Source organism: Providencia sp. PROV024 (assembly GCF_032709665.1).
Classification (GTDB): Bacteria; Pseudomonadota; Gammaproteobacteria; order Enterobacterales; family Enterobacteriaceae; genus Providencia; species Providencia huashanensis.
The window spans coordinates 834,399-847,825 of sequence record NZ_CP120545.1 but is presented as its reverse complement, the minus strand read 5'-3'; the positions used below and the strand labels follow the sequence as shown (position 1 = coordinate 847,825).

23 protein-coding genes are annotated in these 13,427 nt (G+C 39.7%); 22 read left to right on the top strand and 1 reads right to left on the bottom strand.

What is annotated here, in order from left to right; translation table 11 throughout:
- Nucleotides 1–67 precede the first annotated feature (67 nt).
- The 19 genes from P3L56_RS03660 to P3L56_RS03570 all read left to right on the top strand — a co-directional run bounded on the left by P3L56_RS03660 (nucleotide 68) and on the right by P3L56_RS03570 (nucleotide 9,378).
- A complete protein-coding gene (locus tag P3L56_RS03660; RefSeq protein WP_316927693.1) occupies nucleotides 68–1,063 on the top strand; it encodes a cell envelope biogenesis protein TolA in 996 nt (331 codons plus the stop codon).
- Between the two features lie 224 nt (nucleotides 1,064–1,287).
- Nucleotides 1,288–1,488, top strand: a complete 201-nt coding sequence (locus tag P3L56_RS03655) for a hypothetical protein (protein WP_272686344.1) — start codon at nucleotides 1,288–1,290, stop codon at nucleotides 1,486–1,488.
- Nucleotides 1,485–1,637, top strand: coding sequence for a hypothetical protein (locus P3L56_RS03650; RefSeq protein ID WP_272686345.1), 153 nt, complete (start codon nucleotides 1,485–1,487; stop codon nucleotides 1,635–1,637). The genes P3L56_RS03655 and P3L56_RS03650 overlap by 4 nt, the downstream gene beginning before the upstream one ends.
- Nucleotides 1,630–1,983, top strand: a complete 354-nt coding sequence (locus P3L56_RS03645) for a hypothetical protein (protein WP_272686346.1) — start codon at nucleotides 1,630–1,632, stop codon at nucleotides 1,981–1,983. Before P3L56_RS03650 ends, P3L56_RS03645 begins: the two co-directional genes overlap by 8 nt.
- Nucleotides 1,973–2,647, top strand: a complete 675-nt coding sequence (gene exoX / locus P3L56_RS03640) for an exodeoxyribonuclease X (RefSeq protein ID WP_272686347.1) — start codon at nucleotides 1,973–1,975, stop codon at nucleotides 2,645–2,647. Before P3L56_RS03645 ends, exoX begins: the two co-directional genes overlap by 11 nt.
- A 2-nt stretch (nucleotides 2,648–2,649) precedes the next feature.
- Nucleotides 2,650–3,360, top strand: coding sequence for a Rad52/Rad22 family DNA repair protein (locus P3L56_RS03635; protein WP_164529041.1), 711 nt, complete (start codon nucleotides 2,650–2,652; stop codon nucleotides 3,358–3,360).
- Nucleotides 3,361–3,813 (top strand): single-stranded DNA-binding protein, encoded by a 453-nt coding sequence (locus tag P3L56_RS03630; RefSeq protein ID WP_272686348.1) that lies wholly within the window; start codon nucleotides 3,361–3,363, stop codon nucleotides 3,811–3,813.
- Nucleotides 3,814–3,857: 44 nt separating this feature from the next.
- On the top strand, nucleotides 3,858–4,058 hold the full coding sequence (locus P3L56_RS03625; protein ID WP_272686349.1) for a hypothetical protein: 201 nt from the start codon (nucleotides 3,858–3,860) through the stop codon (nucleotides 4,056–4,058).
- 18 nt (nucleotides 4,059–4,076) lie between these two features.
- Nucleotides 4,077–4,238: a hypothetical protein gene (locus tag P3L56_RS03620; RefSeq protein ID WP_272686350.1), complete on the top strand. Its 162-nt coding sequence runs from the start codon at nucleotides 4,077–4,079 to the stop codon at nucleotides 4,236–4,238.
- A 41-nt stretch (nucleotides 4,239–4,279) separates the two neighbouring features.
- Nucleotides 4,280–4,618 carry a hypothetical protein gene (locus tag P3L56_RS03615; protein WP_316927692.1) on the top strand — a complete coding sequence of 113 codons (339 nt, stop codon included), beginning with the start codon at nucleotides 4,280–4,282 and terminating at the stop codon, nucleotides 4,616–4,618.
- Between the two features lie 275 nt (nucleotides 4,619–4,893).
- Entirely contained in the window at nucleotides 4,894–5,427 is a 534-nt protein-coding gene (locus tag P3L56_RS03610) for a hypothetical protein (protein ID WP_198861206.1), read from the top strand.
- A 69-nt stretch (nucleotides 5,428–5,496) separates the two neighbouring features.
- Nucleotides 5,497–6,216, top strand: a complete 720-nt coding sequence (locus tag P3L56_RS03605) for a hypothetical protein (RefSeq protein WP_272686191.1) — start codon at nucleotides 5,497–5,499, stop codon at nucleotides 6,214–6,216.
- A gap of 188 nt (nucleotides 6,217–6,404) precedes the next feature.
- On the top strand, nucleotides 6,405–6,587 hold the full coding sequence (locus P3L56_RS03600) for a hypothetical protein (RefSeq protein WP_272686192.1): 183 nt from the start codon (nucleotides 6,405–6,407) through the stop codon (nucleotides 6,585–6,587).
- Nucleotides 6,584–6,748: a hypothetical protein gene (locus tag P3L56_RS03595; protein ID WP_272686193.1), complete on the top strand. Its 165-nt coding sequence runs from the start codon at nucleotides 6,584–6,586 to the stop codon at nucleotides 6,746–6,748. Before P3L56_RS03600 ends, P3L56_RS03595 begins: the two co-directional genes overlap by 4 nt.
- On the top strand, nucleotides 6,741–6,950 hold the full coding sequence (locus tag P3L56_RS03590; protein WP_272686194.1) for a hypothetical protein: 210 nt from the start codon (nucleotides 6,741–6,743) through the stop codon (nucleotides 6,948–6,950). Before P3L56_RS03595 ends, P3L56_RS03590 begins: the two co-directional genes overlap by 8 nt.
- Complete coding sequence (locus P3L56_RS03585; protein WP_272686195.1) at nucleotides 6,947–7,264, top strand: recombinase; 318 nt, start codon at nucleotides 6,947–6,949, stop codon at nucleotides 7,262–7,264. The genes P3L56_RS03590 and P3L56_RS03585 overlap by 4 nt, the downstream gene beginning before the upstream one ends.
- Entirely contained in the window at nucleotides 7,251–7,883 is a 633-nt protein-coding gene (locus P3L56_RS03580) for an MT-A70 family methyltransferase (RefSeq protein WP_272686196.1), read from the top strand. Before P3L56_RS03585 ends, P3L56_RS03580 begins: the two co-directional genes overlap by 14 nt.
- Before the next feature lie 7 nt (nucleotides 7,884–7,890).
- Complete coding sequence (locus tag P3L56_RS03575; protein ID WP_272686197.1) at nucleotides 7,891–8,127, top strand: hypothetical protein; 237 nt, start codon at nucleotides 7,891–7,893, stop codon at nucleotides 8,125–8,127.
- A 204-nt stretch (nucleotides 8,128–8,331) separates the two neighbouring features.
- The gene (locus P3L56_RS03570) at nucleotides 8,332–9,378 is read left to right on the top strand and encodes a tyrosine-type recombinase/integrase (protein WP_272686198.1); all 1,047 of its coding nucleotides are present in this window, start codon (nucleotides 8,332–8,334) and stop codon (nucleotides 9,376–9,378) included.
- A 121-nt stretch (nucleotides 9,379–9,499) separates the two neighbouring features.
- Here P3L56_RS03570 and queA read toward each other — a convergent pair whose 3' ends face one another.
- Nucleotides 9,500–10,570 (bottom strand): tRNA preQ1(34) S-adenosylmethionine ribosyltransferase-isomerase QueA, encoded by a 1,071-nt coding sequence (gene queA, locus P3L56_RS03565; RefSeq protein WP_042846951.1) that lies wholly within the window; start codon nucleotides 10,568–10,570, stop codon nucleotides 9,500–9,502.
- 484 nt (nucleotides 10,571–11,054) lie between these two features.
- On the opposite strand from queA, the gene P3L56_RS03560 reads away from it, so the two are divergent.
- From P3L56_RS03560 to P3L56_RS03550, 3 genes are all read left to right on the top strand, one after another.
- A complete protein-coding gene (locus P3L56_RS03560; protein ID WP_042846952.1) occupies nucleotides 11,055–11,663 on the top strand; it encodes an ACP phosphodiesterase in 609 nt (202 codons plus the stop codon).
- A gap of 223 nt (nucleotides 11,664–11,886) precedes the next feature.
- A complete protein-coding gene (locus P3L56_RS03555) occupies nucleotides 11,887–12,489 on the top strand; it encodes a peroxiredoxin C (protein WP_042846953.1) in 603 nt (200 codons plus the stop codon).
- A 270-nt stretch (nucleotides 12,490–12,759) separates the two neighbouring features.
- Nucleotides 12,760–13,380, top strand: a complete 621-nt coding sequence (locus P3L56_RS03550; protein WP_042846954.1) for a hypothetical protein — start codon at nucleotides 12,760–12,762, stop codon at nucleotides 13,378–13,380.
- Nucleotides 13,381–13,427 lie beyond the last annotated feature (47 nt).

The following is a 13,427-nucleotide window of genomic DNA, read 5'->3' as shown; positions in this document are numbered from 1 at the left end:
TAACCCACCACTTAATCATTCATATCGCTATTAATAGTGAGGAATACGCACATAAGGAACATAGGAAATGGCAAATGAATTAGTCGTAATTGAGAAATCGACAGCACTTGAAGTATTTAAGTCATCGGATAGCGTCGAAGATATCATTCGCAAAGTAGAACAAGAAGTTAACTCTTTTATTCCTGATGTCACCACTATTAAAGGTCGCAAGGAAATTGCTTCATTGGCCTACAAAGTCGCTCAATCAAAAACTTACCTTGATGGGCTCGGTAAAGATTTAGTAGCAGATTTAAAAGAAATACCAAAGCTAATCGACGCCAATCGCCGAACTGTGCGAGAGCGTTTCGATACATTGCGCGATAAAGTTCGACAGCCATTAACTGAGTGGGAAGCCGAGCAAGAGCGAATCGAAGCAGAAAAGCAAATGTTAGCGTGGCACGAAGAAGCATTAGAAATGAACGCGGCATTCGATAAGGCACTTGCTGAGCGCATCGAGTCAGACCATGAAATCGCCCTGCTCATGAATGAGAAATTCGACCGTGATTTAGTAGAAGCTAAAGCCGAAGCAGAACGCCAACGTATTGCTCACGAAGAAGAGCTGAAGAAACAAGCAGCAGAGCAAGCTAGGTTAGAAGCCGAACAAAAAGCACAGCAAGAAATCGAAGCAGCAGCACAGCGCGAACGTGAAGCAAAAGAAGCCGCCGAACGCGCCGAGCGTGAAAAGCAGGAAGCTATTCAACGTGCAGAGCAAGAAGCTAAAGAAGCCAAGGAAAAGGCCGAGCGTGACGCTAAAGAAGCTCAGGAGCGAGCGGAGCTTGAGAAGCAATTAGCTATCGAAGCTGAAAGTAAGAAAGCTCATGAAGCTGAACAAGCACGACTGGCAGAAGAAGAACGCAAGCGTAAGGAAGATGCGAAGCGTCAAGAAGATAAAGAACATCGCCGTGTATTTAATCAAGAGGCATTGAAAGCCTTAGTCAGTAACGGATTTGACGAAAAATTAGCGACTGAATTTATTAAGCTAGTTGCAAGTAACCAAATCCCCCACATGACAATGAATTACTAATACCCACCGCACCAACACCAGAACCTAAATAACAATCGCTATCAATCGATAAGTGAGGATTAATCATGCAAGAAAAAAATAAATACAGCCGTGCAATGCGAGACGTTTGCATGGTTAGACCTACCAAGCCGCAAGCTATCAAAAATAAACCAAGTGCCGGATTTTGTGTAGCTACCATCCTGATATTTATATTTTTTCTTCTTCCTGCTTTTATGAGGTGACGTATGCAAACAATTGAAATAGAAAGCGATGCTATTTATTTGAATTCAAAGCCAGCGGCGCACAGAGGGCAGCGAATATCGCTTGAGTTTGATTCACATACAAGGATAGAAACCAACGCCACGGAATGGCTGATATTGAGTTTAAACCCAACAAGGGAACTGTTGGAGAAGATCATCAGGGAACAGCATGAGGACGCAGCATGAGAATTTCAGAGTATGAACTCAAGCAAAGGCAGGATGCCGAGAAGCGACGCAGGGAACGTGAGGAGGAAGAAGAATACTATCGCATGGAAAGCCTTGGTATTCAGCCTCAATCAGTGCCAACAGGCTGGCTAAGGAGAGAATATGGGTAAGTATTTAATACCTGCATTCCCTAGTCATAAAAGCAAGGATGCTGCCCGAAAATATGCTTTCTCAATGATTGATGAAGATATCGAAAGGCGAAGAGTGCGCGACCTAACGGGCGATGAAATTAAACCAGTTGAAAGGATTTCAACACTAGAAACAGCTCTTGCCGCAGTAGTTAAAAGTCAAAACTTAGAAATGTCTCAATTCTACCCTCCTCTACCTGAACACATTAAAGCTCAACGAAGACAGGCTGACTTGGAGCGATACGCAAGGCATTTATTCAAAGATAACTTTGACCCTTATCTAAATATTCCAGAGCTACCAATGGGAGGTAGAAAAGTTGGCGACTAAATACAGAACAATAGATACCGAAACTTGTGATTTTGATAGCGGAATAGTTGAAATAGCAAGTATCGATTTAAACGACACGGAAATTGATTATAACTCGCAGCAATCCCACTTTGTAAACCCTCAGAAACCAATCTCAATAAGCGCAATGGCCATTCACCACATCACCGATGAGATGGTAGTTAACTCTCCGATTATTGATGAAGTTATCGCTAACTACAAAGGCGCTGATTATCTGATTGCACACAATGCAGAGTTCGATAAACGGATGATGCAAGAAATGGACGTGCCTTTTATTTGCACTCTAAAACTAGCAAGGCGTTTATGGCCTGAGCTAGAAAGTCACAGTAATCAATATCTGCGCTACGCACTGAAACTGGATGTTCATGTGCCAGGGGGGTTACACGCTCACAGAGCGCTATATGACTGCATTGTTACAGCGTCATTATTTAAGCGGATCAAGGATGATTCCGGATGGTCAGATACGGAAATGTTAGAAATAACTAATCAGCCATCACTATTAAGCAAGTTGCGTTTCGGTAAGTACAAAGGGATGACATTTACCGAAGTGAAGAAAGAAAACGCAGGGTATTTAACTTGGCTGCTAGGCCAACCTGATTTAGACCCTGATGTTGAGTTTAGCATTAATTACTGGCTTGAGAGGTAAATATGGACTTAGACAAACTAGATGAGCCATTCAGCCCTAACGATATTGAATGGAGAGTTCAGCAATCAGGAAAAACAAACAAAGGTGCTTGCTGGGCAATGGTTCTCGCATATGTGACAAATCGAGCTATTCAAAAGCGATTGGATGAAGTTTGCGGAAAACAAGGCTGGAAAAATGAATTCACCCCAGCACCAGATAAAGGCGTCATGTGTGGAATATCAATAAAAATTGATAACGAATGGATCACTAAATGGGATGGCGCTGAAAATACCGCAGTGGAAGCGGTAAAAGGCGGTATGTCTGGCTCAATGAAACGCGCGGCAGTTCAGTGGGGCATTGGTAGATACCTGTATCAACTAGAAGAGTCATTTACCAAATGCGTTACTGAAAAGCCCAAAGATCAAAATGGATGGGTTAGAGCCAAAACCAAGGATGGAACTATATTTTGGTGGGAAATCCCTACACTACCAGCATGGGCACTGCCTTCATCTAATGCGCCACGAAATGAACATAAACAGCAAGTGAACCAACAGCAGGAAGCTGAGACCCCACTTGATGTTTTTACAGCCTATCTATTAAAGGCGACCAATGAAGACGAAATCATGACTAAATATAGGGAAACGTGGGGCGCGCTGGAAGGCAATAAGCAACTTCAGGATGAATGCCATAGATTAACAGGTATTAGAATTAACGAACTTAAAAAGGCGGCGTAAATGGCTAGTAAAGGCGTAAACAAGGTAATTCTCATTGGTCACTTAGGGCAAGACCCTGAAATTCGCTATATGCCAAATGGTGGCGCAGTAGCAAATCTCACACTAGCCACATCGGAATCGTGGCATGATAAGCAATCAGGTGAAATGCGCGAGAAAACTGAATGGCATCGAGTGTGCATCTTCGGGAAATTAGCTGAGATTGCAGGTGAATACCTGAAAAAAGGCTCACAAGTCTATATCGAAGGTTCTTTGCAAACTCGTAAATGGCAAGACCAAAGCGGTCAAGACCGATACACAACAGAAGTGGTGGTAAATATCGGTGGCTCCATGCAGATGTTAGGCGGTAACGGTGGTATTCAGGCAGGAAGCCCGAAACCACAGCAATCAAATAAACCAAAGGCACCGAGTTATAACGAGCCGCCAATGAATTTTGATGAAGAACCACCATTCTAGCAACACTTCCCGCTATTTATGTGATTTAACCAAAGGATATAACCATGAAAAAGTTAATTGAGATTGATGCATTTAATCTATGCGAAATTTGCCATTCCAATAAAGTAATTATTCACACGGAAGGAAGTCATGAGAAGGTGTTTAATTACGATAAGGTTGAATGCTGCGGGTGTGATAACACAGGTCATGTTGTAGTTGAGGCTGAAGATTGTGCTTACATCGAATGGGAAAAGCCAATCGAATAATAACCAAAGGATATAGCCATGAAAGCACCAAACAAATTGCAAAATTTCATTTATTACTTAACTAAAGATGCCGCCAGAGATTCATTTCAAGAATGGCTAGAGGAAAATGGAATTAGCGATGATGAATACGACGAAATAAAAGAATGGTTTAAACAATTCGATATTAAGCCATACGTTTAAATACAAGGATATATTTGCAAGGATGCAAACAGGAGATAGATATGAAAAACAAAACTCAATACTCGTGCAACTATGGAAGCCATAGGACAGGTAAATGCGTCGGAGGTCGCTTATATATCGACAATCATAGTGACTATTACGATTATTCAGATGATGTCATGCCGTGCCCTAGGTGTAACTCAGACGAATGGCTTAAAAAATATCGCAGTGAATACATTAATAATGGTGTTAATTTAGGTAAGAAGGGGTGGCGATTAAATACAATGATAAAGCATATATCATGCATTCCCGACGAAATTAGAGCCAAGCCAGGTGCGGTTAAGAAAATATATCGCTGGTTAAAACGTGGTTATTACTACGGATTAAAGAATCGCCATTAACTCGCAGGGATGCAATGAATAAAAAAGCCGCCACGTAGCGGACGGCAAGGGGACGTGCAGGAATGAAACTTATAATTTATCTGTGTATGCAGTTTAAGAATAGTTAAGGCATGGAATTTAGCAAGGAAGTAGATAAAAAAATGCCGACACAGGGAGAATCGGCGAGGACTACAAAAATAATTAGAAAGTTCAAATTAACTATAGGTCATAAATTAAAAACAATGATGAATTATTTTAATCATATCGATTAAATAGATGCAATAAGAGGAATGAATATGAAGGTTGAACAATCTCAAGTGACTAAACTGGTGATAGCAGGCATAGAGCGTCACGACCCCATTCATGTTTACCTTGAAGATTACGGTGATAACAAAAATGGCAGAGTTACTATTAGCGAAAGTGGCGATTCATGGTCTTGTTTTTGGGGCTCTATGGGCAGCTCACTAGTTGAGTTTATTCATAGGATTAATAACCACTACTGGATAGGTAAGCTAGATTCTAATTTAAACTCTGAGATAGATGATGATAACGATGCAAATGCTGAATATGCTAAAAAGCAAGTTATCGAACTGCGCAAAGATGATGAAATAGACCAATGCGAAGCAAGGGAGTATTGGGATTTAATTGAATCATCCGATGATGTTAAGAGTGATTGTTGCAATTGCTATATAGGCAGTAAGTTACTTAATTTGTTTGGTGATGATGCTTGGTATAACGATTGGCCGTCTATTTCCAACCCTAAATATCTAAGAATGGAATCGCGCTTAAATGCAGTTCGTGAGGCATTAAAACAAATAAGTGTGAATTAAGGAGGTATTTTGACAGTGGATTAGTCACATGGATGTGAGTATGATTCCTGCTTTAAATAAGGAGGGGTTATGCGTAAAAAAAGAGATGAATGTCTTACAACAAAACTATCGTTTGGTTTTACTTTAATGCTCTTAATTGCGGTCTTATATCCAATTATATCTGAAATTTGGCATGCTAGTGATATTACCTCTAAAAAATTATCTCTTATATTTAGTCTCATTTCATCATTGGGAATATTGGTAACAATAATTGTATATTTTTGGCAGAAATGGGATGCACAAAAAACAAACAACGCTATTATCGAAAGAAAAATATGTGCTGTGAGAAATCAATTTACACATCAAATGAAAATAAATAACCATATCGTAATGGAGCTTAAATCATTAATATCCATTATATTAAACGTTGGTAAGCATATTGATATCAAATATCATTTAACTAATGGTTACATATTGGTTGCGACCAAAGATAATAGATTTGATTTTATATTCAACAATGAGTATAAGCCATCAGCAATAATAAACATTAACACTGAAAATTTAGAATCAATTCTAAAGGAACTCACAAACCTAATTAATGATGATGCATTGATAGAATTATTTAGTGATTTTATAATCGATGCTTATGATATTCTTTATGATTCAATGCTTCTTTCTGAGAAGATAGTAAAAGGATACGAGGTTGGCTCTTTATACTCAACAGCCGATGGTTTACAAAAATCATGCAATTCATTCATGGATAAACAAAAAGAAATACAATCTATTTTATTTATCAACACCCTGCACTAGCGGGGTTTTTTATCCCTAAAATTCAGAGTAACAATTAATGTAAATAATAGGATATGTATTACTCATGCTAATACAGGATTCTGCTGTGCCTGTTACAGAGCAAATATACACACAGCAAGAATGCGAGAGTCGTGCCAGTCAATTAATGCAGGTGCGGGATGTTGAGGTAGTTTGTGGGGAGGTGTGGAATGAAAAAGCTATCAACGATGGATGAGTTAATAGAGGCTAGCTATAACGAACATTGCAGATTAATCGTTAATTACTATTTCAGTGGTAGGCATGGAAATAAAAAGAATGAACCTAAGGTTCATAAATATAGGAGAGATAGGGTGTTAGATAAATTGGCAAGAATAGAAATGGGTGAGATATGAAATTTAAAGTCGGCGATAAGGTTAAAATTAAACCGTGGGATATTACAGCAACTATTTATACCATTGACGATAAAGATGCAGTATTACCATATTTAGTTGTAGATGAAGACGATCAAACGTCATGGTGGCTTGAAGAAGAGCTGGAGTTAATCAATGAATAAATCAGCAAGTGAATTAAATCCCAATGATGTAATTAAGGTTGGTGATAATTGGTTTCGTTGTCGATATTTTTATTACCACGATAATAATGTTTCTATAGACCTACAGCGCGAACGTGACCAACTTAGCCCTTATTACGACAGTACATGCATCAAGATATCAATTAATAAAGATGTCGGCATTAAATTCGAGGTGAAGCAATGAATAAATACACCGAACTATCTGACTTCGAGATTAATAAAAAGGTTGCTGAGAGTTTATTTCTTAAATTTACCGACAGTTGGTCGGTGATACTTGTTGATGGTGAATCTTTCGACCCATGCAACAACCCATCAGATGCAATGCCGATTAAGATATGCACCGCATTTGATGTATTTGCAGAAGAACACGACAGCGGTAATTGGGTTGCTTCACCTGCGTATGGTTTTGCAAGTGAAAGAACTAGAAGCAATAACTTATACCGCGCAGCTATGGAATTATTTCTATTAATGAAGGATGCGGAGAATGAAAAAGTATGACCTCATATTAGCCGACCCTCCTTGGCAATATAATAATAAAGCATCAAACGGCGCAGCAACCAATCATTACAACACCACCGATTTATACTCCCTCTCTCGATTACCAATAGAAACTATAGCCTCTGAAAATTCCGTCCTGTGCATGTGGTACACGGGTAATTTTGCGCTTGAAGCAATTAAGCTATCCGAAGCATGGGGGTTTAAGGTTAAAACTATGCTCGGTTTCGTTTGGATTAAATTAAATAAGTTGGCAATGGAAAGAATAACAAAACAAATTCAAAACGGTGAATTATTCGACGCCTACGATTATATGGATATTCTAAATAACGAAACGAAAATCAATGGCGGCAATTACACTCGAGCAAATGCCGAAATATGCCTGATAGCTGTTCGTGGTAATGGCTTGCCTCGTAAGTCTGCCAGTGTTCGACAAGTAATTTACTCATGCCTTGGTGATCATAGTGAAAAGCCAAAGGAAGCACACCACAGGCTTGAAGAGTTATATGGAGACGTACCGCGCATCGAGTTATTCGCTCGTGAGAAATTTGGTGATTGGGATGTATTCGGGGATCAAGTGGAAAGCAATATTAAATTTAATAACATATTGAAAATAGCATAGGTGGCCTATGACACCGCAGGAAATGGAGAATGGACGCAGAAAAGTAGCAAGGGATTGCAGGAACGAACTTAAAAAAATAGCGGATGAAGAAAAGTTAACCTCTGAAATAGAAATTAGCGTTTTAAATAAACACCTAGATAAGTTTAAGTCGTTAATGACAAGTGAGCAATTAAAGAAATATTACCCAGTTTCATTTTTATCATATACAGCAAAATTGATAGATAAGGAGATTAATGGTGAGTGAAAATTACTATACCATCCCTGAATATGCTGAAAAATTAAAAATATCCCCTCATACGATCCAAAGAAACCCTAGAAAATACAACATGTTTAAGGTTGGCGGCTCATGGAGAGCTAACGACCATAGTTTAAAACTATTTGAACAATCAATGCTAAGCCAGAATAATGTTCTCAGGCTGGCTTCTGGCGGCAAGAAGGAGACCACAGAATGCCTATATACAAAAGGGGAGATGTCTACTGGATTGATATCTCAACACCAGACGGCAAGAGAATTAGACGCTCTACTGGGATAAGCGACAAGCTAAAGGCGCAAGAGTATCACGATAAAGTAAAGCATGAGCAATGGGCTATCGAGCGGTTGGAAAAAAGACCTGACCGCTCAACTGATGACATACTGAAGTTGGGGATCAAGGATGCAGAAGGGCAGTCCAGTTATAGCAACAAAAAAATATACGCAAAATATTTTCGAGTTGTTTTCGCTAACAGAAATATAGCCACCATAACTGGATCTGAAATACTCGATAAGCTACCAACGCATAATAACACCACAGGAAAACGACTATCAAACGCAACTATTAATCGCTACAGGGCATTTATTATTCGATGCTTCTCTCTGGCTCACAAAATGGGGTGGATAGATAAGTGTCCATATGTCGCCAGATTAAGGGAGCCGAAAGTTAGAGTTAGATGGATAGAAAAAGACGTTGCTAGTGAATTGGTAGAAAATCTCAGGCTGGATTGGATGAAGCGCGTTGTGTCTTTCGCCTTGCTTACAGGGATGAGAAAGGGCGAAATTCTATCACTGACATGGTCTAACGTGAATTTAAAAAGGAAAGTTGCATCTGTTACGGCAGACAACGCTAAGTCAGGAAGAGGTAGAGCTGTTCCTCTAAATGATGATGCTATTACTATTTTAAACTCAATAGAAAAAAACTCTGACCATGTATTCTCTGTTGATGGAAGTAAAATAAATCAAATTAGCCGCACTGATTTTGCAAATGCAACAAAGTTAACTGGCCTTGATGATTTTCGCTTTCACGACTTAAGGCACACATGGGCAAGTTGGCACATTCAAAACGGAACTCCATTAATGATGTTAAAAGAAATGGGAGGATGGGAGACACTAGAAATGGTCAATAAATACGCTCACCTTAGTGGTGAACATTTAGCCAAATACAGCAACACTGTCACGTTTTTGGCACAAGCAAATATAGAAAACAGCCACCCACTGAAACTTTCCATAGTAAATGACTGATTCTATTAAGTTAATATTTATCGCTGACAAAATGTTTTTGTGACGCAATCAGAAAAACAGTCTGATGCTGTCGATAATATTAATTTGCTAAGCAAGCAGCCAACGCCACCGCTCGAACTGATTATTCCCCAATTTTTTCGAATGGTGCATTCGCATTGGGTGTGATGAACATAGCATCACCGTAACTAAAGAAACGATACTTTTGTTCAACCGCCTCTTTGTACGCATTGATAGTATTTTTATATCCCGCAAACGCAGAAACCAACATAATTAATGTTGATTCTGGTAAGTGGAAATTAGTGATAAGTGCGTCTATCACTTGATATTCATACCCGGGATAAATAAAAATCTGGGTATCATCAAAAAATGGAGCAATCAAGGCATCTTGGCTAGCTTTAGCCGCACTTTCCAGTGAGCGCACAGACGTTGTTCCTACAGCAACAACGCGATTGCCACGCGCCTTACAGGCTAATACCGCATCAACCACATCTTGTGGCACTTCCGCATATTCGGAGTGCATAATGTGATCTTCGATAGTATCAACACGAACAGGTTGGAAAGTACCTGCGCCGACATGTAAGGTAACAAATGCCATTTCAACGCCTTTTTGGCGCAAAGCTTCAAGTAAAGGCTCGTCAAAGTGCAAACCCGCCGTTGGCGCTGCTACAGCCCCCGGTTTTTCACTATACACAGTTTGATAAAGCTCTTTATCCGCTTCTTCATCAGGCCGGTCGATGTAAGGGGGTAATGGCATATGACCAATTTGGTTTAAAATGCTCAAAACATCCCGTTCATCATCAAAACGCAGTTCAAATAAGGCACCGTGACGCGCCATCATCGTGGCTTTGACACTTTCATCTTCACCCAACAACAGTTCAGCCCCCTCTTTCGGTGCTTTTGATGCGCGAACATGGGCCAATACACGGTGTTGATCTAACATACGCTCAATGAGAACTTCAATTTTACCGCCGCTGACTTTGCGACCAAACAACCTTGCTGGGATCACGCGGGTATTATTGAATACCAGTAAATCCCCTTTCTCCAATTTTTCTAGAACATCTGTAAAAACACCATGCGTTAGCTGCCCCGAGCTTCCATCCAGACTTAATAAGCGGCAAGCGCTACGTTCCGCCTGTGGATAGTGGGCAATCAGTTCTTCAGGTAATTGAAAAGTAAAATCAGAAACACGCATTGTATTGACATCAATCTAAAAAAACAGGCGACTAGTCTAGTGCCGCACCGCCTTTGGCGCAAGAAATAAGCGCAAAATAGTATAAATATTCGCCATTATTTAACAAATATTTTGTTAGCAAAAAATTCTGCGTACTATTTATCCATTCAAAGAATGAATTATTTCTGTTTTGCTAAGATTTCATGACAAATTTATTTCAATCTTTTTTCTTTTGTTTCTCAATACTGATACCTATAAGCTGCAAATTAAGGAAGGTTTTTTACTCCATTTTCAAGTCATGCCCTGTAAGTTTCGAATTAAACGTAATTACTGCTATAGTTTGAGCAATCAAAAAGTTAGCTAAGCTGCGCTACATGTCCTATGGGTTTCGAATCACAGGTAGGCAGCAAGTAAAGATATCCCGATGAGCATACATGAGTATGTGATTCGGGTGGCTTTACAAAGCTAACACCCCAGTGGTTTGAAAGACGACGGACATTTTAAAGTGAATTATTTAGCACACCTACACCTCGCTCATATCGCCCATAGTTCCCTATTGGGTAACATCATGGCTGACTACGTCCGCGGTAACCCTACTGGGCGATACTCACCTGAGATTGTCGCGGGTATATTTATGCACCGAACCGTCGATAGGGTCACCGACACTCACCCGCTAGTCAAAGAAGCGAAAGGCCTATTTCGTGATGAGTACCGCCGTGTTGCCCCTATTACATTAGATTTAGTCTGGGATCATTTTTTATCGCTACATTGGTCAACTCTTGAACCGACTCTGCCACTAGTAGATTTTGTGCGCTATTGCCGAAAAACAATTGAACCTCAACTGTGTCATACTCCTGAAAAATTCCAAGAGTTAAATGAATACTTGTGGCCACAACACTGGCTAATTCGTTATGCAGATAAAAACTATATAGGCAAATCACTCAATGGTATGGCCAGAAGGCGGCCAAAACTGGGGGCGCTAAGTGGTTCATTTGATGATTTTTTATTGCAATATAATCAGCTTGAAAATATTTTCTTCCAATTCTACCCACAAATGATGGCAAACGCGCTGCAACATTTTTTTGTACAAGATGTCACAATTAATACAAAGTAATAAATTAAAGCTTGCACTTTAATGGAATAAAACTATCTTATTGATATTAATTTCATAAAGCATTATGATTGATAGGCAAAACCTATCACAATAATTGGTTTAAATGCCTTTATTATCAAAAGATAATTCCTTATTCTTTTGGAAGTCTATGTCCTAAATATCCGTTTAGATTAAAAATGGATAAGGGCAAAAAACCTTTAATTCAAACTCATAGGAGTAAATTATGGTTCTGGTAACACGTCAAGCCCCTGACTTTACTGCTGCTGCTGTTTTAGGTAACGGTGAAATTGTTGATAACTTCAACCTGAAAAACCACCTGAACGGTCGTCCAGCTGTCATCTTCTTCTGGCCAATGGACTTTACTTTCGTTTGCCCTTCAGAGCTGATCGCATTTGACCACCGCTACGAAGAATTCAAAAAACGTGGTGTTGAAGTGGTTGGTGTTTCTTTTGACTCTGAGTTTGTTCATAACGCATGGCGTAAAACCCCTGTAGATAACGGTGGTATCGGTGAAGTTAAATATCCGATGGTTGCTGATATCAAACGTGAAATCATTAAAGCATACGGCATCGAACACCCAGATGCAGGTGTTGCACTGCGTGGTTCTTTCCTCGTCGATAAAAACGGTATTGTTCGCCACCAAGTAGTTAACGACCTACCATTAGGCCGTAACATCGATGAAATGATCCGTATGGTTGACGCTTTACAATTCCACGAAGAGCACGGTGATGTATGCCCAGCTCAGTGGGAAAAAGGTAAAGAAGGCATGAATGCATCTCCGAAAGGCGTTGCTGATTACCTGACTAAAAACTCTACCAAACTGTAATCAGTGATATGAGTTTTTAAAAAGCGGGCAGATGCCCGCTTTTTTATTTGCCTAAAATCCCCATTATTCGCTACATATCATTACGTCAGAAAGTTCCCAAATCACGCCAAAACCCCACTTTCCCCCCTCATTCTTACTGTAAACCCTACTCCATTTATAATATGGTTACATTTAGCGACATTTAGTTACAAATTCATCATTTTTAGATGCTCCAATTAAACTATCGCATCTTTAATTTAAATAAAAATAACGAAAACTAGGTATAGGAAAATGAACTTAAAACTCGCAGCCTCAGTGGCTATTATCAGTGCATTGCTTGCTGGCTGTGACAACAGCCAAACCGCATCTGAAAGTAACTTCAAAAAATCCATCCAAGACTACCTTGATACTAGAAAAGTTATTTGCATCAATGTCGGTCAAATGCCAGCAGGCTTTATCACGAAATTTAGCGCTCGTAATATTGAACAACTCGATACCTTAGTTGATGCGGGCTTGCTAGCTAAAGCTGAAAAACAAGTCACCATGAAAGACATGTGGAGTGGGGAACATACTGGCGAAGGGGTTGAATATACGCTGACTAGTGAAGGTGAGAAATTCTACGACGAAAAACAATCTCAATTTTCAGGACGCGGTAGCTTTTGCACTGGCAAATTAGTCGTCAATGAAGTCACAAACTTTACTGAACCCGCTGAACGCGGTGGGCAGAAAATCTCTATAGCCAACTATACCCAAAAACTGGAAGATGTGGCTCCATGGGCTAAAAATGAAAAAGTGATGGCGGCTTACCCGCAAATTCAATCAGCACAAACACATGCTGAGCGTGCACAACAAAGCCCTCTCATTTTAACCAATAATGGCTGGGTCCACATGTCGTTGTTTAACAAAAAATAATATACTTTACGGGCTCTTTTTGAGCCCTTTTCCTATCCATATTTAAT